This window comes from Demequina sp. (genome assembly GCF_047975725.1).
GTDB lineage: Bacteria > Actinomycetota > Actinomycetes > Actinomycetales > Demequinaceae > Demequina.
On the sequence record NZ_JBKEED010000007.1, the window covers coordinates 1 to 24375 of the forward strand.

The 24375-nt window shown below is 64.4% G+C and carries 19 protein-coding genes and 1 tRNA gene; 11 read left to right on the forward strand and 9 right to left on the reverse strand.

Translation table 11 applies throughout. From position 1 onward, the window contains the following. Together leuD and leuC are read right to left on the reverse strand one after the other, a co-directional pair. The coding region (leuD, locus tag ACK5NO_RS01315) for a 3-isopropylmalate dehydratase small subunit (protein WP_416810864.1) at nucleotides 1-390 on the reverse strand (390 nt) is incomplete at its 3' end. Further along, the gene (gene leuC / locus ACK5NO_RS01320) at nucleotides 390-1802 is read right to left on the reverse strand and encodes a 3-isopropylmalate dehydratase large subunit (RefSeq protein WP_416810865.1); all 1413 of its coding nucleotides are present in this window, start codon (nucleotides 1800-1802) and stop codon (nucleotides 390-392) included. The genes leuD and leuC, both read right to left, overlap by 1 nt. 53 nt (nucleotides 1803-1855) lie before the next feature. On the opposite strand from leuC, the gene ACK5NO_RS01325 reads away from it, so the two are divergent. The 5 genes from ACK5NO_RS01325 (at nucleotide 1856) to ACK5NO_RS01345 (ending at nucleotide 7587) form a co-directional block, all read left to right on the forward strand. Then, nucleotides 1856-2572 carry an IclR family transcriptional regulator gene (locus ACK5NO_RS01325; RefSeq protein ID WP_416810866.1) on the forward strand — a complete coding sequence of 239 codons (717 nt, stop codon included), beginning with the start codon at nucleotides 1856-1858 and terminating at the stop codon, nucleotides 2570-2572. A 71-nt stretch (nucleotides 2573-2643) separates the two neighbouring features. Continuing rightward, nucleotides 2644-3183: a flavodoxin family protein gene (locus tag ACK5NO_RS01330; protein WP_416810867.1), complete on the forward strand. Its 540-nt coding sequence runs from the start codon at nucleotides 2644-2646 to the stop codon at nucleotides 3181-3183. A 218-nt stretch (nucleotides 3184-3401) separates the two neighbouring features. Then, nucleotides 3402-6458, forward strand: coding sequence for a glycoside hydrolase family 9 protein (locus ACK5NO_RS01335; protein WP_416810868.1), 3057 nt, complete (start codon nucleotides 3402-3404; stop codon nucleotides 6456-6458). 106 nt (nucleotides 6459-6564) lie between these two features. Continuing rightward, the gene (locus ACK5NO_RS01340) at nucleotides 6565-7110 is read left to right on the forward strand and encodes a flavodoxin family protein (protein WP_416810869.1); all 546 of its coding nucleotides are present in this window, start codon (nucleotides 6565-6567) and stop codon (nucleotides 7108-7110) included. Between the two features lie 36 nt (nucleotides 7111-7146). Beyond that, nucleotides 7147-7587, forward strand: coding sequence for a thiol-disulfide oxidoreductase DCC family protein (locus ACK5NO_RS01345; RefSeq protein ID WP_416810870.1), 441 nt, complete (start codon nucleotides 7147-7149; stop codon nucleotides 7585-7587). A 106-nt stretch (nucleotides 7588-7693) separates the two neighbouring features. On the opposite strand, the gene ACK5NO_RS01350 is transcribed toward ACK5NO_RS01345, so the two are convergent. Next, nucleotides 7694-7766 (reverse strand) — tRNA-Glu (locus ACK5NO_RS01350). A gap of 200 nt (nucleotides 7767-7966) precedes the next feature. Here ACK5NO_RS01350 and ACK5NO_RS01355 point away from each other — a divergent pair. Then, nucleotides 7967-10120, forward strand: coding sequence for an ATP-dependent Clp protease ATP-binding subunit (locus ACK5NO_RS01355; RefSeq protein WP_416810871.1), 2154 nt, complete (start codon nucleotides 7967-7969; stop codon nucleotides 10118-10120). A 497-nt stretch (nucleotides 10121-10617) separates the two neighbouring features. Here ACK5NO_RS01355 and ACK5NO_RS01360 read toward each other — a convergent pair whose 3' ends face one another. Then, nucleotides 10618-12780, reverse strand: coding sequence for an AAA family ATPase (locus ACK5NO_RS01360; RefSeq protein WP_416810872.1), 2163 nt, complete (start codon nucleotides 12778-12780; stop codon nucleotides 10618-10620). Nucleotides 12781-12908: 128 nt separating this feature from the next. Here ACK5NO_RS01360 and ACK5NO_RS01365 point away from each other — a divergent pair, with 128 nt between their 5' ends. Beyond that, nucleotides 12909-13442 carry a hypothetical protein gene (locus ACK5NO_RS01365; RefSeq protein ID WP_416810873.1) on the forward strand — a complete coding sequence of 178 codons (534 nt, stop codon included), beginning with the start codon at nucleotides 12909-12911 and terminating at the stop codon, nucleotides 13440-13442. Beyond that, nucleotides 13427-13783: a hypothetical protein gene (locus ACK5NO_RS01370; RefSeq protein ID WP_416810874.1), complete on the forward strand. Its 357-nt coding sequence runs from the start codon at nucleotides 13427-13429 to the stop codon at nucleotides 13781-13783. Before ACK5NO_RS01365 ends, ACK5NO_RS01370 begins: the two co-directional genes overlap by 16 nt. Here the strand turns inward: ACK5NO_RS01370 and ACK5NO_RS01375 are convergent. Next, complete coding sequence (locus ACK5NO_RS01375) at nucleotides 13777-14547, reverse strand: hypothetical protein (RefSeq protein ID WP_416810875.1); 771 nt, start codon at nucleotides 14545-14547, stop codon at nucleotides 13777-13779. The two genes, ACK5NO_RS01370 and ACK5NO_RS01375, sit on opposite strands and share 7 nt — an antisense overlap. A gap of 550 nt (nucleotides 14548-15097) precedes the next feature. On the opposite strand from ACK5NO_RS01375, the gene ACK5NO_RS01380 reads away from it, so the two are divergent. Continuing rightward, entirely contained in the window at nucleotides 15098-15604 is a 507-nt protein-coding gene (locus ACK5NO_RS01380; RefSeq protein ID WP_416810876.1) for a DUF4365 domain-containing protein, read from the forward strand. Next, entirely contained in the window at nucleotides 15604-16752 is a 1149-nt protein-coding gene (locus tag ACK5NO_RS01385) for a hypothetical protein (protein ID WP_416810877.1), read from the forward strand. Before ACK5NO_RS01380 ends, ACK5NO_RS01385 begins: the two co-directional genes overlap by 1 nt. A gap of 61 nt (nucleotides 16753-16813) precedes the next feature. Here ACK5NO_RS01385 and ACK5NO_RS01390 read toward each other — a convergent pair whose 3' ends face one another. From ACK5NO_RS01390 to ACK5NO_RS01405, 4 genes are all read right to left on the reverse strand, one after another. Next, nucleotides 16814-19582, reverse strand: a complete 2769-nt coding sequence (locus tag ACK5NO_RS01390; RefSeq protein WP_416810878.1) for a DEAD/DEAH box helicase family protein — start codon at nucleotides 19580-19582, stop codon at nucleotides 16814-16816. Then, on the reverse strand, nucleotides 19566-21545 hold the full coding sequence (locus ACK5NO_RS01395) for a site-specific DNA-methyltransferase (RefSeq protein WP_416810879.1): 1980 nt from the start codon (nucleotides 21543-21545) through the stop codon (nucleotides 19566-19568). The genes ACK5NO_RS01390 and ACK5NO_RS01395 overlap by 17 nt, the downstream gene beginning before the upstream one ends. Before the next feature lie 359 nt (nucleotides 21546-21904). Further along, nucleotides 21905-22420 carry a DUF3846 domain-containing protein gene (locus ACK5NO_RS01400; protein ID WP_416810880.1) on the reverse strand — a complete coding sequence of 172 codons (516 nt, stop codon included), beginning with the start codon at nucleotides 22418-22420 and terminating at the stop codon, nucleotides 21905-21907. Nucleotides 22421-22582: 162 nt separating this feature from the next. Further along, on the reverse strand, nucleotides 22583-22888 hold the full coding sequence (locus ACK5NO_RS01405; RefSeq protein ID WP_416810881.1) for a hypothetical protein: 306 nt from the start codon (nucleotides 22886-22888) through the stop codon (nucleotides 22583-22585). 191 nt (nucleotides 22889-23079) lie between these two features. On the opposite strand from ACK5NO_RS01405, the gene ACK5NO_RS01410 reads away from it, so the two are divergent. Further along, complete coding sequence (locus ACK5NO_RS01410) at nucleotides 23080-24354, forward strand: prepilin-type N-terminal cleavage/methylation domain-containing protein (RefSeq protein ID WP_416810882.1); 1275 nt, start codon at nucleotides 23080-23082, stop codon at nucleotides 24352-24354. Nucleotides 24355-24375: the final 21 nt, after the last annotated feature.

Consider the following 24375-nt stretch of genomic DNA (forward strand, 5'->3'; position numbering starts at 1 on the left):
CAGGGTGATGGGCAGAATCCCGTTTTTGAAGCAGTTGTTGAAAAAGATGTCGGCAAAGCTCGGAGCGATGATGACCCGGATGCCGAAATCGAGCAGAGCCCAGGGGGCATGTTCGCGGGAAGAGCCACAGCCGAAATTGTCCCGCGCCAGAAGGATATTGCAATTGTGGTAGCGGGGTTGGTTGAGAACAAAGTCGGGATTGCGCGGACGGGGGGCGCAGTCCATATCGGGCTCGCCATGATCGAGATAGCGCCATTCGTCAAACAGGTAGGGGCCGAACCCGGTGCGTTTGATCGATTTGAGGAACTGCTTGGGAATGATGGCGTCGGTATCGACGTTAGCCCGGTCAAGAGGGGCGACGATTCCGGTAAAAGTTGTGAATTTATCCATTATTGCACCTCCAGCGTGCGCACATCGATGAAGTGACCGGTGACTGCGGCGGCGGCGGCCATGGCCGGGCTGACCAGATGAGTGCGACCGCCCTGGCCCTGACGGCCTTCAAAGTTGCGGTTGGAGGTCGAGGCACAACGCTCACCGGGGGCCAGGCGGTCATTGTTCATGGCCAGACACATGGAGCAGCCCGGTTCGCGCCACTGGAAACCTGCGGCTTTGAAAATCTGGTCGAGGCCTTCCTCCTCGGCCATCTGGCGCACCAGGCCGGAGCCCGGAACAATGAGAGCCTGCTTGATATTGGCGGCGACGCTGCGCCCTATGACGACACTGGCAACAGCTCGCAGATCCTCGATCCGGCCATTGGTACAGGAGCCGATGAAGATCTTGTCCAGGGGGATCGCGCTGATGGGTGTGCCTGCCTCAAGCCCCATATATTTCAGTGCGGCGATCATCCCGGAACGCTTGGTGACATCGGTCTCAAGGGCTGGATCGGGGACGGTGTCTTCAATAGTGACAACCATCTCCGGGGATGTTCCCCAGGTGACCTGGGGGCGCAGATCGCGGGCATCGATCCTGATTACTTTGGCGAAGACCGCGCCCGGATCGCTGTGCAGGGTTTGCCAGTGAGTCACTGCCTGATCCCAGGTGGCCCCACTGGGGGCGAAGGGGCGGCCCTTGAGATAGTCGATGGTGGTCTGATCGACACCGATGATTCCAGCCCGGGCCCCGGCTTCAATGGCCATGTTGCAGACCGTCATGCGGCCTTCCATAGAGAGGGCGCGAATGGTGCTGCCACCGAATTCGATGGTGGAACCGGTGCCGCCGGCGGTACCGATGCGACCGATGATGGCCAGAACGATATCTTTAGCCGTCACTCCGGCAGGCAGGGTGCCTTCTACCTCGACCAGCATGCTTTTGGATTTCTTCTGAATCAGACATTGGGTCGCCAGCACATGCTCGACCTCGGAGGTGCCGATGCCGAAGGCCAGCGCGCCAAACGCGCCGTGCGTCGACGTGTGCGAGTCACCGCACACCACCGTCATGCCGGGCATCGTGAGGCCCAGCTGCGGGCCGACCACGTGCACCACGCCCTGGTCCGCGTCGCCGAGCGAGTGGATGCGGATCCCGAACTCCTTGGCGTTGGAGCGCAGCGTGTCGATCTGCGTGCGGCTGGTGAGGTCCGCGATGGGCAGGTCGATGTCGAGCGTGGGGGTGTTGTGGTCCTCGGTGGCGATGGTGAGGTCCGGGCGGCGCACGGGGCGGCCAGCCAGGCGCAGGCCCTCAAAGGCCTGCGGGCTCGTGACCTCGTGGCACATGTGAAGGTCGATGTAGATGAGGTCGGGCGCGCCGTCCTCACCCTTGCGAACCAGATGACTGGTCCACAGCTTCTCCGCGAGTGTGGTTCCCATACCTACCTCCGTGCTGCTCGACGTCTCATTATTTGAGACGCTAGTATCGCTCTATGGACAATCATAGCGGCGTCGGCGTGATCGACAAGACGGCAGCCATTTTGGCTGCGCTCGAGAAGGGTCCGGCCACCCTTGCCGAGCTCGTGACCACCACCCACCTCGCCCGCCCCACCGTGCATCGGCTCGCCCTCGCCCTGGAACACCACCACCTGGTCGGGCGCGACTCCAACGGCGCCTTTGTGCTCGGCAGCCGCTTTTCCGCACTCGCCGCAACGGTGGGCGAGGACCGCCTGGTCTCCGCCGCCCTGCCCGTCCTCACCACCCTGCGCGACCGCACGGGCGAGTCCAGCCAGCTGTACCGCCCGCACGGCGACCAGCGCATCTGCATCGCGGCGGTCGATCGTCCGGTGGGCCTGCGTGACTCGATCCCCGTGGGCACCACGATGACCATGGCGGCCGGCTCCGCCGCCAAGGTGCTGCTCGCCTGGGAGGAGCCCCAACGCATGCACCGCGCCCTCGTCAACGCCAACTTCACCGCGGGCGACCTTGCCTCCGTCCGCGAGCGCGGCTACGCCCAGAGTGCCGGCGAGCGCGAGCCGGGCGTCAGCTCCGTGTCCGCGCCGGTGTGGGGCACGGCCGGCACCGTCATCGCGGCGGTGTCCATCTCCGGCCCCATGGAGCGCCTCACGCAGACTCCCGCGGCGGCACATGCGCAAGCCGTGACCGACGCCGCGCGACAGCTCAGCGACGTACTGTTGCGCACCCACTGACCCGCTCGCTACCCCGAAAGGGGACCTTGGTCCCTTTCACACGCGTGCCCAGAGGGCGTAGACCAGGCAATATGGACGCCATCGTGGTCTTCGAATCCATGTGGGGCAACACCGCAGCCGTAGCCCTGGCCATCGCCGAGGGCCTGGGAGCCGATGCGGTGGCATTGGTGACCGACGAGGCCACGCCTGAGCGCGTGGCCGAGGCCGCGCTGGTGGTGGCAGGCGCTCCGGTCCACGCGCTGACGCTTCCCAGCGAGAACTCGCGGGCGGCTGCGGCGGCCCGCGACACCCCCACCTCCGTCCCTGCTGACGTCCATCACCCCTCCATGCGCGATTGGCTCTCGACCGTTCCCCCCGGGCCACGCCACTTCGCGGCCTTCGAGACGCGCATTGCGGGACCGCTCGGCAGAGGCGCCGCGTTCGCCATCGGGCGCTCCATGAGCGCCGCGGGCTACACGCCACTGGACCGCGCCCACGGCTTCACCGTCACGATGCGCGCGCGCACCGACAAGCCGGCCGCCATGCTGCTCGCAGGCCAAGAGCGCGAGGCGCACGAGTGGGGACAGCGGCTGCGCACCCTGCTCGTCGAGGCCACGGCGGCCGCTTCCTAGCCAGCCAGCGCATCGGCCCTGTGGGAAGGCCGCCACCGGCGGCTACCGAGCCCCGAAGTAAAGCACCAGGTACGTACCCCTTCGCGTAGGCGAGGGCCCGCTCGCCGCGCGGGTCGAAACGTTTCTTGCTACGTTCCTGGTAGCCCGGCGCGGCCCTGATGCCCGCCGACGCACACCCTGCGCTTCACACCCTCATCGATGGCTCAAAGGAGAGCATTGTGAAGAAGTTCAGTTCTGTGCGCGCGCCCCTCGCGGCAATCGGCGCGCTCACGTTGGTCGCGATAGGCCTCGCCCCCGCGGCCGCAGACGTCCTCAACGGCACGTTCGACGACACCAAGGACCCCTGGTGGACCACCGGCAACCTCACGGACACGGTCAGTGTCGAGACCGGCGCCCTGTGCGCGACCGTCCCGGCGGGTACCTCCAACCCATGGGACGCGATCGTCGGCCAAGACGGCCTCGACCTTCCCGCAGGCGATTACGTGTTCCAGTTCGACGCCTCGGCGTCCAACGGTTCAGCCACCGTCGTGGGGCTCGTGCAGTTCCCCGTCGACCCGTGGACGCAGCTTGCCAACGTGACCGAGCCGCTCAGCGACCAGATGGAGACCTATTCGACCTCGTTCACGGTGGCCGAGGACGTCACCGGCCTGCAGACGGCCTTCCAGGTGGGCGGCGCGAGCGAGGCGTGGACCTTCTGCGTCGACAACGTGTCGGTCGCCCCCGCGGGGGTGGAGCAGGTCATCAACGGCGGCTTTGACGATGACCTCACGGGCTGGACCCACTACGGCTTTGTCGAGGGCACGGCCCGCGTCGAGGACGGCGTCTTCTGTGCCACGGTGCCCGCCGGCACCACCAACCCGTGGGACGTGGCCATCTACCAGGATCTCTCCCTCGTGGCCGGCGACTACGCCTTCAGCTTTGACGCCGCTGCGGCGGGCCCTGTGCGGGCGATTGTCCAGCAAGAGGGTGGGGCGTACGCCTCATATGGCGAGATCGCCGCGGGCAACGACGCTGGCTGGACGCACTACTCGACGAGCCACCAGGCCTCCGAGGACCCCGTCGACCCGCGCCTGGGGTTCCAGGTGGGCGGGGCCTCCCAGTCCTGGGAGCTGTGCCTGGACAACGTGTCCTACCTTGGCGGCGTCTCTGTCGAGCCCTATGAGCCCGACACCGGCCCTCGCGTCCGCGTCAACCAGGTGGGATACCTCACCCACGGCCCCAAGGAGGCCACGCTCGTCACCGACAGCGACACGGCGCTCGAGTGGGAACTGCGCAATGCGGCCGATGCGGTGGTCGCCTCGGGCGACACGTCACCGCTCGGGGTCGACGACTCCGCGGGGCTGTCGGTACACGGCATCGACTTTAGTTCCGTGACCGCTGAGGGGCAGTACACCCTGGTGGCGGACGGCGAGACGTCCTACGCCTTCGAGATCGGCACCGCTGCGTACGAGGACCTGCGCACGGACGCGCTCAACTACTTCTACCTTGCGCGCTCGGGCATCGACATCGAGGCCGACACCGTGGGCGAGGAGTACGCGCGCGCGGCCGGCCACGTGTCATCGCCTTCCGATGGCGTCGCCAACCAGGGCGACCTGGACGTGCCCTGCCAGAACGCCGCGGACGCCGCCGCCGTCTACACAGACGCCTACGGGTGGGAGGGCTGTGACTACACGCTCGACGTCGTGGGCGGTTGGTACGACGCGGGCGACCACGGCAAGTACGTGGTCAACGGCGGCATCGCGACCGCGCAACTGCTCGGCACCTTCGAGCGCACCAAGACGGCCCCCAGCGCCGACCCTGACGCCCTCGCGGATGGCACCCTCGACGTGCCCGAGTCCTCCAACGGCGTGCTGGATGTGCTCGACGAGGCCCGCTGGGAACTCGAGTTCATGACCTCAATGGTGGTGCCCGAGGGCGCCCAGTTTGAGGGCCTGGTCCACCACAAGGTCCACGACGACGGGTGGACGGGGCTGCCCCTGCTGCCGGCCAACGACCCTCAGGTACGCGAACTGCACCGGCCGTCGACGGCCGCCACGCTCAACCTGTCTGCCACCGCCGCCCAAGGCGCACGCCTGTTCGCTCCGTACGACGCCGACTTCGCGGCGGATCTACTGGCGACAGCGCGGTCCACGTGGGAGGCGGCGCTCGGCACCCCGGATCTGTACGCCCCGGCGGCAGACGGCGCCGACGGCGGCGGGCCATACGACGACGACGACGTCACGGACGAGTTCTACTGGGCGGCTGCCGAGTTGTTCCTCACCACCGGAGAGCAGCAGTTCGAGGACTTCCTCCTAGACTCCCCCGTCCACGAGGCGGACTCGTTCGACGTGGGCGGCTTCTCGTGGGACGCGCTGGACGCGATCGCCAAGATGAACCTTGCGACCGTGCCCAACGACTTCGCGGACCGCGACACCGTGACGGACCAGGTCGTCACCGGGGCCAACGGGATTCTCGCCGTTCAGCAGGCCCAGGAGTTTGGGCTCGCACTTCCGGACGACGGCTTTGTGTGGGGCTCCAACGCCTCGGTGCTCAATAACCAGGTGGTGCTCGGCACGGCGTTCGACCTCACGGGCGACGCTGCCTATGCCCGTGCGGTCGTGGAGTCGATGGACTATTTGCTCGGCCGCAACGCCCTCAACTGGTCCTACGTCACTGACTACGGAGACGTCACGAGCCAGAACCAGCACAGCCGGTGGTTCGCACACCAGGTCAACGCGGAGCTCCCGAACCCGCCGGCGGGCTCTGTCGCCGGTGGCCCCAATGCGGACGTGGGCACCTGGGATCCCACCATCTCGTCGCTGTACCCCAGCACCGACTGCGCGCCCCAACGGTGCTACGTCGACCACATTCAGTCGTGGGCGACCAACGAGATCACGGTGAACTGGAACTCCGCGCTGAGCTGGGTGGCGTCGTGGATGGCGGACCGCGACCAGGGCACCACCGAGGTGGCGCCGTGCGAAGTGACCTACACGGTCCACGGCTCGTGGCCGGGGGCCTTCATCTCACAAATCTGGATCACCAACACCTCCCAGCAGGCATGGGACGACTGGTCTCTCACGTGGGCCAACCCAGCGGACGACTCAGTCTCGCTGCAAGCGTGGAGCGCCCAGTGGAAGCAGGAAGGCGCGTTCGTGACGGCCGCGGCTATGCCGTGGAACGGCACCGTCCGGGCGGGCGACAAGGTGACGATCGGCTTCGTCGGAAGCTCGGGAACCTTGTCAGATGCGCCCCCAGAGCAGTTCTGGGTCAACGGCGCACCCTGCACCGCGGGGTGATCCCGAGATGACGTCCCGGGCCTGACCAGGGCACTCCCCCTGCCCCCGTCAGGCCCGGGACGTTGGTCCCCGCGCGCCCCCAGGCGATGAGGTGTAGACCGGAGTCATGGACGCCGTCGTCGTATACGAATCGCTGTGGGGCAACACCGCAGCGATTGCGCGCGCGATCGCGTCCGGACTGGGTGAGGGCACGCTGGTCCTCACCACCGATCAGGCGACTCCTCGCCGCCTCGCCAACGCCGATCTGCTGGTCGCCGGCGCCCCCGTGCACGCCATGGGGTTGCCCTCGGACTCTACCCGCGCATCGGCTACCGCCAAGGTCTACGGAACTCACCCTGGCCTCCGTGCCGACGTCAGCCATCCGCCCCTGCGTGACTGGCTGGACACCCTTCCTCCCGCTGAGCGGCTGTGCGCCGCCTTCGACACAGGCATCCGGGGGCCATTGGGCCACGGTGCCGCCCGCGCCATCATCGCCCGGCTGACAGCACATGGGTATGAGGCGATCGACGAGCCGCAGACGTACACCGTCGCGCTCGTCACCGGGTCATCGGAGCCCGCGGCGCTGCTGCTCAGCGGGCAGGAAGAAGCCGCCGCACGGTGGGGAGCACATCTCGCCATGGTCGTTCGCGAGCGCGCCACTACCCAGGCGTGACGGGCCTGCGCTGACCAACGGCCCTAGTCTGGGCACATGCCGCGCCCCATCGTGATCTTCGACGGCGACTGTGGACTGTGCAACGGGTTCGTGGCCTGGCTCATCCGCCATGACCCTCGCGAACAGTTCTTGATAGCCGGAAGCGCTGGCGAGGTGGGCCGCGCCGCGCTTGCGGCCATGGGGCTCGACGCCTCGGTGGCGGCCTCAACCTTGGTGCTCGCCACCGTTGACGGCCCCCGGCTCAGGGCCGATGCGGTTGCTGGCATCCTCGGCACCCTCGCCTGGCCGTGGCGCGCCGCCCGCTCGATCACCTGGGTTCCTCGGCGGTGGCGCAACGGCGTGTACGACGCGATCGCGCGCCGCCGCCCCCGCGCCGACGCGGACGACCCCGCATGCGGAATGCCCCCGGCGTCGCTGGTCGAGGCCTGGCGCGCTCGCCTGGCGACCTCCGCCGACGTCGACGCGCTCCGGGTCTGACGGGTATCAGGCGCACCGTCGCAGCGCAGATCCCGTTGAGACGGGTATCAACCGGGGGCTGGGGAAACGAAAAAACTCCCCACCGCAATGGTGAGGAGTTGATCCGTAGCCCCGACGGGATTCGAACCCGCGCTACCGCCTTGAGAGGGCGGCGTGCTAGGCCGCTACACAACGGGGCCCTAGCTTCCATCCACCCTGCGGGCGTCTGGCGCGAGATAAGACTCTACAGCATGGATGGGCCGGATTCCTAATCGGGCCCCACGGGCCCCTCCCCCGGCCCCTCCGGGCTGCCTCTTGCGCGACGCTATTGTCATTATGTAAACTTGAGCGTACAAGGCTCAACTTGGCAACGAAAGGCTAGAACACCAGGAGGTTCACCATGACCGCTACCCCCCAGATGCAGGGCGACCAGGACCAGAAGTCCGCCCTCGAACAGTTTGGGCAAGACTTCACCGCACTCGCGGAAAGCGGCAACCTGGACCCCGTGATCGGTCGCGACGAAGAGATCCGTCGGGTCATGCAGGTCCTCACGCGTCGCACCAAGAACAACGCCGTCCTGATCGGCGAGCCCGGCGTGGGCAAGACCGCGATCGTCGAGGGCCTCGCCCAGCGGATCGTCGCTGGCGATGTCCCGAGCAGCCTCAAGGACCGGCGCGTCATCGAGATCGCCATGAGCTCCCTCGTGGCCGGTGCCGCCTTCCGCGGTCAGTTCGAGGAGCGCCTCAAGGCCGTCCTCAACGAGGTCGAGCAGGCCGAGGGTCGCATCATCCTGTTCGTGGACGAGCTGCACACCATCGTCGGCGCGGGCAAGGCCGACGGTTCGGTGGACGCGGGCAACATCCTGAAGCCCATGCTCGCGCGCGGCAAGCTGCGCATGATCGGCGCGACCACCCTGAACGAGTACCGCGAACACGTGGAGACCGACAGCGCCCTTGAGCGCCGGTTCCAGCCGGTCTATGTGGGCGAACCGTCCATCGAAGACACCGTCGCGATCCTGCGCGGGCTGCAGGAGAAGTACGAGGTGCACCACGGGGTGAAGATCACGGACCAGGCCATCGTGTCCTCTGCCCGCCTGTCCGACCGCCATATCTCCGACCGGTTTCTGCCCGACAAGGCCGTCGACCTGATCGACGAGGCCACCAGCGCCCTCAAGATGCAGCTCGACTCCATGCCCATCGAGCTCGACCGTGCCCGCAGGCGCATCATGCAACTCGAGATCGAGCGCACCCAGGTCGCCAAGGACAAGTCCCCCCAGGCCAAAGCCAGGCGCGAGGAGATCGATCGCGACATCGCCCACCTCAAGGGCGAGTCCGAGGCGCTCAACATGCGCTGGGCGCGCGAGAAGGACCTGATCGTGCGCGTGAGCGCTGCCACTGAGCGGCTCGAGTCCCTGCGCGGCGACCTCGAGCGTGCCGAGCGCTATGGCGACCTCGAGAAGGCCGGTCGCATTCGCTATGGCGACATCCCTGCCGCCGAGCGGGAGATGGCCGATGCGCGGGCTCAGTTGGATGGCATTGACCCCTCCGAGCGCATGCTGCGCGAGGAGGTCACGGGCGAGGACATCGCCGCGGTGGTCGCGAAGTGGACCGGCGTGCCGGTCGAGAAGCTGCTGACCGACGAGTCGGCCAAGCTCGGTGAGCTCGAGCAGCGTCTGCACGAGCGCGTCGTGGGCCAGGACCGCGCCATCGCGAGCGTGTCCGACGCCATCAGGCGCGCGCGGGCCGGCATCGCGGACGAGCACCGACCCATCGGGTCGTTCCTGTTCCTCGGACCCACTGGCGTGGGCAAGACGGAACTGGCCAGGGCCCTCGCCGAGCAGCTCTTCGACGACGAGCGCGCGATGATCCGCATCGACATGTCGGAGTACATGGAAAGCCACGCCGTGAGCCGACTCATCGGCTCTCCCCCGGGTTACGTGGGCTACGAGCAGGGCGGTCAACTCACCGAGGCTGTGCGGCGACGCCCCTACAGCATCGTGCTGTTCGACGAGGTCGAGAAGGCTCACCCGGACGTGTGGAACGTGCTGCTGCAGGTGCTCGACGACGGCCGACTCACCGACGGCCGCGGCCGGACGGTCAACTTCACCAACACCATCCTCATCATGACGTCCAACCTGGGCTCGGATGTGGTGCTCGCGTGGGACGGCGTGCACCGCGATGCGCTCGAAGCGGACCTGCACGCAGTGCTCAAGCGAGCGTTCCGGCCCGAGTTCCTCAACCGGCTCGACGATGTGGTGATCTTCGACCGCATTGACCCCGCCGCGATGGAGGGAATCGTCGACGCGGAGCTGGCCAAGACCATCGCGCGTCTGGCGCAGCAGAAGGAGATCACGCTCGCCGTGTCGCCTGAACTGCGGGCCAGCCTTGCAGCGGACGGCTTCGACCCCGCGTTTGGCGCCCGCCCGCTCAAGCGGCTCATCCAGACTCGCGTGCTCAACGAGCTCGCTCGCACAATCGTGGACGGCGAGGTGCGCGAGGGCGATGCCGTGACGGCCGACTGGGACGGCGAGAGGGTGACCCTGAACCGGGGCTAAACGCCCGTCACCGCCACGGTCAGAAAAAGGAAGAAGGCCCGCCGTAGCGGGCCTTCTTCTCTGGCTGGCATTATCGACCTCTTGTCAAACCAAGATGAAGATGGTGTGACAGTTGACAGATTGCGCGAGATAGGTCGCTCTACCAGGGTTAACACACCAGAGGGCGCCGAGCAGCCCGAGCTACCGACGCGCCAGCCACAGTGCCTGTCGAAGCGACTGAGCGCCGATCAGATCGATGATGCCGTGCGGCGCTATAGAGAAGGTGAGAGCGCCCGCTCGATCGCCATAGATATAGGCGTTGCTCCATCCGCGCTGGTGCGCCTTCTGCGCAGGAAGGGTGTGACAGTGAAGAAGACGCGCGTGACGGCGGAGCAGGCGAGACAGATGGCCAAGGACTACGAAGCGGGTTCGACGATGCGGGAGATTGAAGCGCGATACGGGCTGTCGCACGGGGCAGTGTTCAGGGCGATCCATAGAGCAGCCACCCCTCGGCAAGGTTAAGAGGCTGTCGGCTGCACACCCGCCACAAGCTCGTCACAGGCTTCGATGACAAACTCCGGCACGGCGTCATAGTCCCGCGGGTTCAGCTGCATGACGTACTCGTTCTCAATATGGAAGGACTCATTCACAAACTTCCGGAACGCATCGTCACCCCGTAGCCCTTGGGGGTCGAGCTCGGACATGACCCTGAACAGCTGGAGTTTCTCGTAGCCGATGTCCGTTGCCTCGTACTTTGATTTCAATGTCGCAACATCGCTCAGCTGCGCTACAAGCGTCGCGTAGTCGAACCCGGGGATCAGTTTAGTGATCTTCGCTTTGGCCGCAGTCAGGTCAGCCGCGGCAACGGGGGTCAGTGTGCCGTCTTGGGCCTTGGCGCTCGGCACCTCTCGCAGATGCAACAAGCTCGATAGGACGTCGTAGACCGGACCCATATCACCGTGCACCTCGTATCGACGACGCAGGTAGATGCACTTGATGATGTCATCGGCAGTGGACGCGATGTTCGCTTCGCACACCTGGGCAAAGGTCGCAATGTCGTCCCGCTCGATGAGCTTCTCGCTTACAACGCCGCCTCGGCTCTTGAGGAAGTGCGCGACAGGATGTGCTCCATTGAACTGACCCGAAGTACTGACCTTGACGATGTCGATTGCAGGCTCGATGTCGTGGGTTAGCAGGAGTGTCGTGAACTCCCGCATGCTGTCTCGCCCATGGAAGAGTTGATGCAGGATCGCGAATTTCTTGGTCTTGTCAAAACTGGATACGGGATCGTCAAGGACGACCAGGTCCGGGCGCTCGCGTCGGACGTGATGCATGAAGAGGATTAGAGCGAATGCGTTCTTCTCGCCGTAGCTGAGGTGACGCGCGGCTGTCTCGAGATGGCCGGCAACATCCTCGTGCTCAAGGATCATTCGGTAGGACTCACCGCTGGCTTCGATTCGCACGGTGTACCGGTACCCAGCAGAGGCCAGGAACTCGTTGATCTCGTTCTGGTTGTCCCGGATGAGCTTCGCTACACGACCCTTCTGTTTGCCGATCCGAGCGCGAATGTCGGTGATGCGGGTTGCGACCTCATCAAGCCTCTCGTTGATGAGGTTCACGACGGACTGCGTAGCCTCTGAGTTGACCGCGTCCAGAAGCGAGAGGTCGATTTTCAGATCGGCGAGCACCTCATCGACATGCTCTTCGTCTCGAAGTGCGTGAAAAGACAGGCTGCGAAGTGCCGTGAGCTTCCCCAGAAGGGTCTCGATTTGACCCCGAAGACCAGCCAGGAACTGCTGCTGCTCCGGCGACAAGTCCGCCACAAGAGTCGTCAACTCGTTCAGACGAGCGAGATAGCTGGGCTCTATGTATCCACCTAGACGATCGATCACAGCGCGGAGTGCGCTCATGTGCTTGACAGCCGCCGACTCGTATTCGGTGGAGACACGGGCAGCAGTCTCTTTGTTCAAGTTCGTACCTGAACAGAAGGGGCAGTTGTCGGAGAGTTCGAGGTATGCCGTGCCCTTTGACTGCCACGAGATCCAACCACCGGGGTCCTGGCTGTGGAGGAAGTGCTCATAGCCCTGGAGTTGTTCAGGAATGTTCGCAAGCTTGCCTCCGACGCTGATCGCCTTTGAGCCACGGCTCGAGCGAGAGAGCGTCCCCGTACGCGTAAATCCGAAGACTTCACGCAACTCAGCGAATCCGGCGAGCGCCTCGTCGAACTCAGGCTCCTGAACGAAGGTGCCTTTCAGCTCTTCGAACATGGACTCGATTTGCTCAAGCCCTTGCTGGTACTCCTCTGTGTTGATGAAGATCTCGAATGAGTTCTTAAGCACCTCTTCGCGCTGGAAGACGAACTGCGACACGTACGTATCGTCGAATACAAGTACCTTCTCGATCTCATCGGCACCCGCAACCAGCGGTGCGTGCTCGCCGCCGTCCACTCGGTACTTGAATGGGACGAGTTCCGCTAGAGCATCTTCACCTTGAGCGCGCAGCTCAAGTGCGCGTGCGATCGTGCTCTTGCCAATTCCGTTCGGACCATACTTGATGTTGAGCGCCTGCCTGCGCAGTGTGATGGTTGCCGTCGAGAGGCTGTTGCAGTTCTCGATCGTCACTTCAAACTCTGGAGTCGACGACCCAGAGACCTGCTCCGCAGCTGCTTCGTTGGTAGGCATGATGCCCCTGATTATGACACTGCCCGCCGACACGTCAAGGATGAGCGGAATGGGATATATCAGGCATTTCGTCAAATATACATCTCGGCGCATAGGCAACTACGCGGCGCTCGCCGTACGCTGACTTGATGCCCTCGCCCAGCGTTCCAGCTTCCGCCGGCGAACGCTGGGCGTATCGCGTGAGCCGCAAGGATCCGCTCGTCGAAGTCGAGGTGGTGCGCATGAGCACGCAGCGGCCCGCACGGGTGCTCGTGAACTTCATCGACCACGCCTTCGAGGGGCGGCAAGACTGGGTACCGCCATCTCGACTCAAGGTGCTCTGGAGCGACGTCGAGGCGTACCAGGCCCGCGAGGCGCGGTGGGCGAGGATCGATACCCGCCCAGGAGACGACAACACCCCCGAGCACTACGCGATGGACGAGGTGTTCCGGATTGGCCTCGATCCCGAGCTCTTCAGCGTGGTGTACCGCTACCCCGGCGTCGGCGAGATCCCGGACGTGGACCGGCTTGCCGCCGAGCTCGAACTCGATCCCGAGGTGCTTAGGAGGCGCCCGAGTCGTTCGAGGAGGACGGCACGCTGTACGTGCCGTGGGAGACCACCGAGCGAATCGCGCGGCGCATTTGCGAACGCATGCCAGACCGCATCATGGCCCACGTCCTAGAGGAGGAAGCCGAAGCGCGCGAGCACGCGGCGCACGGCTACCCGCTGCGCAGTAGCCGTGGAGCGGCGCTGAGCTACATCGACGCGGACGAGGCCGCACGCTGGGATGCCGAGGATCCGTACGCGCGGCCGTGCCGCGAAGTCCTGCGCGCCTGGTGCGGCGAAGCGGCAGAGCGCCACGACGAACTGACCGCCCTCCGTGCCGAGGTCGCGCGAGTCGACGAACTGCTCTCCCGGGCGCTCCGCGAACTCCGCCAGGCGGGCGCCACCAAGCAGGCGAAGGAGTTGGAGCGTGAGTTCGGTGTGCCACTCCCCGAGGCACGCGACAGCCGTCGCTACTGATCCAGCTCGGCGGGCGGGTGTACTGCCGTCCAGCCTCGAGGCATGTACTTTGACAAATCCCATGGGCTCGGGTTCTCGGGCTTCTTGATTCGCATCGCCTTCGGGTCATTCGTCGGGTCGAGCCGGGCGCCCTCCGCCTCCAGCCAGCGAGCCCACTCCAGCGCGTCCGTCGCCGCGCTCCCGGATATACTCGCGGCTGCGTCGCGCACTGCTCGGGCATAGGCGCGCAGTTCGCTAGCCTGGCGCCACTCCGCGACCTGCTCTGAGGCACGGTCCACGTTGAGGGCGCTCAGGTGCTTCGCCTTGGCCTGCTCGACTGCTTCAGTCCAAGCCACGAGGTCACGCTCATGTTGGGCACGACGTTCAACGCGGCGCTCAGCGGCCGCCCCGAAGAACTGCTCGATGGCCGGCACGACCTGCCCCAACTTGGACTCGACGGTCCAGCGCTTCCGATCCGCTGCCCACCACTGCACCGACGTGCCGTGCTGGACCTCAATGCAGAGCCGCCCAGCGAAGACCTCAACCCGTCTCGGGCTGACACGTTGCCAGTCGTACTTGCACTCGGCGATATCCGTATCGGGGTGGACATCGCGCTTCTCACGATCTTCGGACACCCGGACCACGACGCCGTCGGGCTCGCTTCGCACCGTGAGGTGGCCCTCTGGATCCACCTCGACCATCCACCCGCGCTCGGTGCAGCCGTCCGAGACGAACTGCACGACCCAGAGGGCTCGCTCCAGCTGTTCGTCGCTGACGAGCTTCACGAACGCACTCGCTAGCGCAGCCTTCACCACCGGGTGGTTGTGGTCTGCCGCGAGAGGCTGCACGACCAGGGGTGGCGCCGGTTTTCGAGCGGGCAGAGTGTCGCCCTGCTCGGCGGCCGGGACCGTGCGGTTCTTGCGCGCTGGACGGGTCGTCTCCGCCTTCGATCCCCGAGACCGTCGAGCATCCGAGACCGGGGCCCGATCCTGCGCCGTGGGCGGCGTCCAATCCCGGCCCCTCTCGGTAAGGTCGGCGCGCCAGGAGTCGCCGTGACCCGAGATCTTGACCAAGCCTCGAGAGGCGAGTGCACGCGCCGTCAGCCGGTGGCCGTAGCCATCCGGATAGACGCCTTCGGGGCAGCCGTCGCGGATCCAGGCGAGCACAGCGATCTGTGTCTCGGTAAGAGGTGCGTTTCGCCGCATTCATCTATCTTGCCGACAGCGGCACACAAACCAGTCTCGGATCCGACTGTGGCTCTCCCAAGCTCTTGATGTCGGTGCCCGTTCGTAGCCTCGACACGAGACGTGGCCAGGAGGAAAGCCGGTGAGGAGCATGATTAGCCGCTACAGTCTGGTGTTCATGACTGAGGGGTCACCAAAGCAGAAGGAGCGCTTTAGCCGCGCATGGGTAATCGCGGCTGCTTCGGCTGCCGACTTCACCTATGAGATCGTTGCGGATGACGAGCGCGGCGTCGACATGACCGTACACAGCCACCATCACGCTCTAGATCTCCAGCTGAAGGCCACGAGCAACCCCGACGAACAGGACGGACAGCTAGTCCACGACCTCGACATCCGCACCTATGATCTGCTCCGCTCGGAGTCGCGGACCAGCTATGGCGTACTGGTGTTGGTCGTCGTCGGACACGACTCAACCTCATGGCAGACGATGGATGACGCAGGGACGAGTTTGACGCGAGCTGCATACTACTTGCCGATGTTGGGTCTCCCCGATACAGCGAACACGTCTACCGTCAGGTTGAAAGTGCCCAAAGATAACCTGCTCACTGCGACTGCGATGAAGAGCCTGATGGATGCGCAAGCTTCTCGGTGGACCTGATGACTGAGACCTTTGCAGACGACCAGGGGGATTTGCTGCCCGGTGACATCATCGCGTGGCTCGATCTTCGCGGATGGTCGGTCTCGCAGCGCCTCGGCGACATCGCGGAGCGATGGACCAGCGGTCACACGAGCGTCGTGGTTCCGACCAATCGACTTGCGCCGGATTTTGATCTGCGTTGGTCGCAGATGCTCGACTCTCTCGCAGGCTCGCTAGCAACCGACCGCGAGGGGCTGATTCTCCGAGTTACCGAGTCCGGATCTGACGTCACGGAGTTCCGTGCGACTGGGAACATCGACAACTCAATCCCGCTGGGAGACGCCGCGACGCTGATTGATTCAGTTCGTCGAGCGATGCAAGCCTCCGCGAACGCAGCACTTCAACCCCGCAGCTACTACGGCCACAGTTTGCCGGACGCGGCACGTGATCATGCGCGTAAGGTGCGTATGGGCCAGACGCGCCGCGGAAGCTACATCGTGCCGGTCATCAGCAGACTTCCAGTGCTCGAGCCGGACAACGTAGACGACGCCGTACTGTTCGAAGAGGTTTCTTACCAACCATTCGCCCGCAAGGCCATGCTTCGTTTGGCCGAGGGGCTGAATACCCTTCGCGAGCTGTCTCACGGGGGCACCGAGCCTGCGCCCCGCAAAATCACCGAAGCTGTTGGCGCGGGCGTATCAGCCGAGCTTTGCGAAGCGGTTGCGAACACGCTCGCCGCACCGAGTATCGGCGGCCTTGACGTCGACTTCAACTGGGCGGAAAGACTCCCCGCGCCCTCTGCGCCACACCGCGTCGGGATCGAAAGCGACTCTATCGAGATGATTCGGCACATCGGAGAGACTCTGAGGGGCGAGCCCATCGTTGGTCGCCAGACGGTAGTTGGATACGTCAAGCGTCTTGACCGCGGGGAAGACGACGAGCTGGGCCGCGTGACGCTACGCGTCATCGATAACGACAGGGCCCGCAATGTAAGCCTTGAGCTCGACGACAACGACTATCACGTAGCAGGGCAGGCCAACACCGATCGACGCATGGTGTCGGCGACTGGCGTGCTTCACCGCGAGCCAGGACGAGCACTTCACTTCAGCGAGACAAGCGCATTTCACCTACTCGAAGAGTTGTCGGCGCCATCCGCACGGGCGGAGTAGCGACGATCACTTCGGACGTGTTTCTGGGTCGGATAGCCTTCCCGGCACCCCCGAGTGCTCGTTAGGGTCCGCCTGTCAGTAGGCCGTGCTCATCCGTGGTGTGCTCATAGTCCACAACGCCCGCTGGGGCAGCAGCGAAGTGCTCTGTCGCAAAGCGGATGCGCATCGCCTCACCCCATTCGAGGTCGTCGAGGTTCCGCGTGTTCTTGGTTTCACGAACCAGGTAGAGCCGCTGAGTGCCGTTCTCGTCATAGACAATTGCCCAGTCTGGCGAGTACTCACCAACGGGCGTCCGAACCCTGAAGCGGCGTGGGAGCTTCGTGAAGAGCTTGACGTGTTCGCGGTTGCTCTCGAGCTGCGAGGCAAACGTGCGCTCCACGTGGCTGTCGTAGTCGACGTGGTCGTAAAGGTTGACGCCGTCGTCCGGTGACGCTTTGACTCCGCTCTGCGGGTCAGCGTTCCCGGCCTGCGGCGGGACTGGATTCTTCGACTCGACCTCGAGGAATACGACCTCGGCGTCCCACCATTCGTTCTCAGCGAGCGGTTCGTAGGTAATCCCGTCGACCATCTGTTCGATGGTCACGATACGGATAGCGTTCGCAACGATGCGAGCCCAACGGTCCGGATCATCAAGGACGTGACGCGCATAGTCGCGGTCAGGATAGGTGAGCATCTGTCGGACAATCCCAGCAACCGTCGGACGAGTGAGCTGCAGCGGAAACCTCCCGTACTGCAACTGGTCCTCGATGAGCTGGACCACATCTGGCAACTGCTGCCCAACGACCACGATGCGCTCACCGCGCGATTCGGCCACAGCCGAGTCCGATGTCGTGACGTGCCCCGCTTCGTCGTAGGCGAGGTCCGCAGACTGAACGACGTTCGCGCGACGTTCGATGAATGCGAGGTCGGCCAGGTGCTCCGAGGCGGCGACAACGATGCCCAACGCCTCGGGCTGCACCGAAACCCGATAGCGGGCCTTGTACCGTATCCGTTTCCAAAGCTCGGCGAATTCAGGGCTGTCGAACAAAGCCGGACGACGACGTACCAAGACCTCGTTGTCCGCGTTCTCGACCTCAGGGCCAGCAGTGCCCTTCGCGCCACCGGATGTTGCGTACTCGCTATTGAGTCCGTCGCGGAATTCTGTGAACGACTCGTCGACCACGAGGGTGAGCCTGTTGATCGCCGGATCCATCACGCGGTGCCCCGACTGATCGACAGGGAGGCGAAGCCCGCGGCCAATCTGCTGGCGGCGCTCAAGATCCGAGCGCGTATGGCGCAGGAATCCGACCTGGAAGACGTTGGGATTGTCCCAGCCTTCCTTCAGCGCGGAGTGGGAGAAGACAAACGCACGCGGATTCGCGCGGTCGAGGATCAGTTCCTTGTTGGCGATGATCTCTTGGTAAGCGCGTGCTTCCAGCTCGGCGTCGGACGCCCTCCCTGAGGTGTCCTTAAGGATGCCGGTCTTAGTCGAAGGGAAATAGGCCACCCGGAGCTCGGCAGGGTCGGGCATCGCGTCTTCCGCGTAGCCCGCCCGTAGCCACTCCTCACGGAACAGCTCGTCGAACATGGACGGCAGCAACGCCTCTTCGCCCACGTAGTCGGCGACTCGCTCAACGAAGAACAGCGACAGAACCTTCACCCCGCGCTTCATGGAGTCGATCTGGCCCTGGCGCGCGAGGTGTGTTCGGATCGTGTGGCGAATCTGGTCGCGCCAAACTGCGAGCGCGTCTACACCCGTCTCGGCGCCAACGTTGACCGCGAGACCGTTCTCGAATATGACGCGGTCGGGCTTCCTCTCCATGCGATCCACGACCAGCCCTTTGTACTGCGTCAGCCCGTCCGACTCCTCGAAAAGGTCAGTGCCGTTCTGTAGGACTATCGGAAGTCGTTTGCCACTTGCCTTATCAATGACAGCCTCGGCCATGAGGTGCTTTCGGACGCTGCGGAGCTTGTCCACGCGGACGTAGGGCTTGCCATCGTCGCCAGCGACGATGCCCTTGACCGAGACCCGCTTTACAAGCCCCGCCTCGGATGCCTGCTTGGGACCGAGGCGATGAACGAGGTTGAAGGGCTCCTTGTGAGTGGCGCTGTAACGCAGAGCCACGAGAGGGTTAAGCGTGGCGATTGCCTGGCGCCTCAGCGCGGTCGCCATGTTTTGCGGCTCGTCGATCAACACGACCGGACGTGCCTTGGCGATCTGCTCCACGCCGCTCAGGGCGTCACCCCAGAGTTGTGGCTGTTCAACGCTCGCATAGAGCGTGTTCGAGTCCGGCTTGTCGAGCGCCTGCACACTTGCGACGAGGAACTGCACCGTGTCTGAGGGCTCAGTGAAGTCATTGAGCGCGGAGTTCTCGCCAAGCACGCCCCAGGTGAAGGGAGTACTCGGATACTTGAGGCGGAAATGCGCTTCAGTCTGCTCAAACGTCTTGACGACGCCCGCACGGATTGCGACGGAGTGCACCAGAATCACGAACTTCCGCAGCCCGTAAAGCTCCGCGAGCCGCAGGGCCGTAGAAATGTAGACGTAGGTCTTGCCGGTGCCCGTCTCCATCTCGACGGAGAAGTTGGGGAACTCGCGTTCCATACCCTGCAGATCGGTCGCCTCGAGCAGAGCCAAGCGCGTCTGTGCGTCGACGTCCTCTCGCGCGGTGACTTCACTCAGGTTGTCCGAAAGCACCGTGCGCTCCAGCGCGAATCCACTGTGGCCATCGGCACCAGCTGCGCGACCCGCGAGCGCGTCACGCGGCGGAACAAGCGCACCTTCGAATAGATCGATTACTGCCGCGACTGCTGCCGACTGATGCGGCTGATCATCAAAGTGAAACTTCACGCGGCACACGCTCCAGGAGAATCAACTTTGACTGCAGGCGAGGGGCGAGTGTGAGCGTCACCGAATCTTCCACACGGTCGCCCCGAAGAATCAGCGTGTCGTCGCCGCTCAACGCAAGCGCGTCTGCCGTGGCAAGCGTGAAGGCACCGAGTGAGATGAACAAACGCCCGGTCGCAGACGCTCCTTCCGCAGGCGAGAACTCGAAGACCGTCACACCTTGGATGTCGTGCGTCGTCACTGTGGCATCAAGCCGCGTCGCGGTGGACTTAAGCGCGATCTCCCAAGCCACATCCAGCGGCGAGGCCCCTTCAACAACTGGAGCACCGGCCGTGTGGTCGAGGACCTGGGCCAGGTATGCCTGGCCGGTCATCTCTGCGGTCGCAACCAGGGGCTTGTCAATCACGAGGTTCGTCGCACGGGTTCGGAAAATCCGGAAGCCAAGCTGTGTGGCATCCCGCGCCTCCGGCTGCAGCTTGGCTGCGGCGCGACGCAACCGCTCAGCGGTAACTTCGAAGATCGTCCCGAAACCTGCCTTGAGAGCGTTCTTCCCCGACACTTGAGAGCCGTCCGGCTCCTCGGGAGCCTGTACGAGAACCCAGTTGCGCGTCTTTCCATCCTTGGAATTCTGCTCCCAGATCGCTTGACCCGTCGAACCCGAGCCCGCGAAGAAGTCGAGGATCAGGTCGCCTTCGTCAGTGATGGCGTGGAACAGACGAGCTAGGACATCGGTGCTCTTCGGATCATCAAACACTTTCGATCCCATTAGCTCCTTGAGCGCGCCAGAAGCAGCACGGCGGTCTCTATAGAACACAGACGCAGGTGCCCACTCTTCGTGTTCCACGAGATAGCGCTTGACCTGGATACGCTTCTCCTTGGAGTCCGGGTACAAGAGGCGTCCCTCGGCGTCCAAGCGCTCCATGGCCGCAGACTCGTAGCGCCAGCCATTCTCAGGAACGGCGTAGCCCTTCCAATCAAACGTCAAGTTCGGTCGAGGATTTGGGCTGGCGATATCGCCAGGGAAGAAGACGCCACGCTCGTCGATGGTGTTGTAATGTGCGTGCGCTTTCGAGGGAGCTTCCTCGGCCAGTGCCTTGTACCAGTCACGCAGCGACGCGGTCATTGCCTCGAAGTCATCTCCGACGTGAGCTCGGAGTTCAGCCACCTTTGCATAGACCGGCTCGAGACCCTCTTTGCGCTCGCGCCACCGCACATCGTTCGCCCTGAGGTGCGCACGGTCGCGGGCGTAAACTAGAATGTAGTCCTGTCCTCCGCCAGTCAGTTTTGCATCGCCCTTGCGGGCGCCGCGCCACGTCATCATGTCGACGAAGTTCTCAGCACCAAAGACAGCATCGAGCAAGAGACGAAGGTGATGCACCTCGTTGTCGTCGATTGACACCAGGATCACGCCGTCGCGGCGAAGCAGATGACGAGCCAACGCGAGGCGAGGAAACATCATCGTCAGCCACGGCGCATGCTTGCGGCCACCACTCTCGATCCGGCTGGTCGTGGCATTGCCCTGCTCGTCGATTTGGCCGGTTTCGCGCAGATACTCCTTCTCCGCAACAGCAAAGTCGTCGTTGTATGTGAAGGAGTCGCCCGTGTTGTACGGCGGGTCGATGTAGATCAGCTTGACCGCGCGAGAGTACCCATTCTTGAGGAGCTTGAGCACTTGAAGGTTGTCGCCCTCGACCAGCACGTCACGCGCGTCCGCCCAGTTGGGCGAAGACGTCTGGTCCGGCACGAGCGTCGCGGTCGTTGGGACGCGAGCGTCGTGCCTGGCCCGCTCAATACCAGGCCAGGTGAACGAGAACGCTGGCTTCGCCGCGTCCTCGAGGCCCAGGGCGCCGAGCAGCGCTGAGCGGTCGAGTTCGCCATCGAGGAAGGCACTCGGAACGAGGTCGCGGAGCTGATCGAGGAGTTCCGTGTATTCGTCTGGCGTGCCGCCGGATACCGACGCGACCATCAGGCACTCCTCCGGTCGCTTCGGCCAAGACGTGTGCGGTTCGAGTTTGTCATCGTGCGTTTGCTCTCCTCCACGCCGAGGGCGCGCTTAAGTCTTTCTCCATTCTGAGGTTCACCGTACCGGCGCGCCCTGACACTCCAAGGCAGCCGCCCCGTGCGGGAAGCGAACGCGCGCCATCGCCGGGTCGTGATCCCCTCATCTGCGCTTCACTATGAACGGGAGGGTGTCCTCTGACAAGCCTCTCGCCGTTGTGGAATCAGCAACGCCACATGAAAAGCGGCGACCGCTCCGGGCGAGAATTACCAGATCCTCTAGCCCGGGAGCAGTCGCCGCGATGTGCAGCACATATATGTATGTACCTACGGCTGCACGAGAGGCACCTCGTCGATCTCTGCACCCTCGACGATCCTCACGTCGTCGGCGTCGGGCCAACGATCGAGGATGAGCATGGCCCACACGAGCACCTCCCAGTAGGTGTCGTACGTCATCTGGACGCGATACCAGAACGGGTTCGCTCGCGGACGGACGTCGAGCGCCCAACCCGAGGTCTGAGCGAACCGGGCCCGGAGCTCTTCCGGAACGTCACGGTCGGCTCCCTGTGAGTCTGGAGATCCGACGATGAGCACCGGTCCGCGAAGCAGCTCGCCGAGGCGTGCCGCTGGGACGTAGTACCACCACAGGAAGGTGGCACGAGGGTTGAAGGGCTGGTTCAGGAGTTGACCCTCCTCCGGGACGTAGAGCGTGACGCCAAGCCTGCGGATATCGATGGCTTCGATCCAGCCGCCGACGGCGTCTTGGTAGTCCGCGAGCGAGCTGAGCTCACGCTCGACGAGCGCGTCTTCATCGGCAGGTGGGATGACGATGCCGTTCACCATGAGAGACCTCCTTGGTACGTGCGGCCGGCGAACCGGGATGGTTCGTCGTCGAAACCGCAGAGCAGCAACGAGGGGAAGGTGAGCGACCACCCGGGAGCTGCGCCGAGGTGGCACAGCCCATCCGGGTGATCGCGTGGTTCGCTCCAGGGCAGGCGAGAGCGCCTACGAGCGGGTGCGCTTGGCCGTCCGAGGGGCGTCGAAGATGGCAGCGATGGCGCTGCGCTTCGTCTCGGCCTCCCGTTCAATATCGGCGCGTACCGTCTCGGCACGCTCTAGCACCTTGGGATCGGACTTGGACTTCTCAACCCAGGCTTCGAGGCCGATCCGAATCTCTTCGGTGACGGAGCGGTCGTTGAGCTGGGCGATGACGTCCAGCTGGGCCCGCAGTCCGTCCTGGATGCGAACGGCCAGCGTGCGGAGCTGGCCGGGGGACGCCGCAGCTGCGGGCGTCGGGGTGTCGTCACTCATGGGTGACCCTCCTCATCGGAAGCGGCGGGCGAGCCCCGGATGGGCTCACCTCGGCCGCAGACCGACGAGGAGCGAGGACCATTATGAGCGGCGCTGATGCCTCGTCAATCTGCTGGTCGGGAGTGTTGTAAAAACTACTCGTGCCAGGGGGTTTACTTGCCACGGCTCTTCCCGCATAGTCAAAGACACATATGGCGCGAAGGGCATCACGCACTAGTTTCACTACAGATCACAGTTCGTTCGGAGCGCCTATTAGCGCCGAGCCTTTAGCGACACGAACGGCTCGCGCTGGCTTCACGATCGTGGAGCTGCTGATCGTGGTGGTCGTCATCGCCATCCTCGCTGCGATCACGATCGTCGCGTACAACGGCATCTCGAACCGGGCAAAATCCTCGGCTTCACTGTCCGGCGTCGAGCAGGCCGGCAAGAAGGTCGCGACCTACGCGATTGCGAACGGCAATGCGCTGCCGGCAGACCTGGCGGCCTTCCGCACCGCGACCGGCCTGAACGACAACGGCAACACGACGTACCAGTACACGCGCAACGCCGCGGTGACCCCAAACACGTACTGCGTGACGTACACGACAGGCTCGACGTCCGCGCAGATCGCGGGCGATGACCAAGGCGGTGTCTTCCAGCCGACCGAAGGGCCCTGCACGGGTCACACCGGGACGAGTCCGACTACCCTCGCCGACGGCTCCAGCTGCCCGACGGGCTACATCGTGGTGCCTGGCAGTTCGCTCTACGGCACACGCGCCTTCTGCGTGATGAAATACGAGGCGAAGAATGATGGCTCTGGCAACGCCGTTTCGACTGCAAACGGCACGCCGTGGGTCTCGATTACGCAGACCTCGGCCATATCGACGGCAGCTGCGGCCTGCGACGGGTGTCACCTCATCTCCGAAGCGGAGTGGCTGACGATTGCGCAGAATGTCATGAGCGTCGGTGTCAACTGGAGCGGTGGAAGTGTTGGCCTCGGCTCCATGGTTCGCGGGCACACGGACAGTTCACCCGCGAGCGCTCTCGACGCAACATGTAGCGGCGGGTGTGACGGGCTTGAAGGCACAGGTCAGACAACCGGTGAACAGCGCCGGATCTTTCGTCTAACGAATGACGAAGTGATCTGGGATCTGGCAGGCAATGTGTGGGAGTGGACGAGCGGTACGACTGAGGGTGGACGGCAGCCGGGCGCATCGGGCTACGCCTGGCGCCAATGGAACGCGCTCTCAATGCCCGGAAATCTGACCCCATCCCCATACCCTGCGTACGCGAACACCCCGGCAGCAGTGTGGGACTCAGGCCAGAACATCGGTCAGGTCTACAGCGACTCACCACGCATTGCCGTGCGGGCCTTTCGGCACGGGGGTTATTGGGGTGGGGGTTCCCAGGCGGGCATTTATGCGCTTGCCCTGGACCTCTCCAACTCTGAGGCTGGCCCAAGCATAGGCTTTCGCGTTGCTCGGTAAATACTCGGCAATGGGCATCTC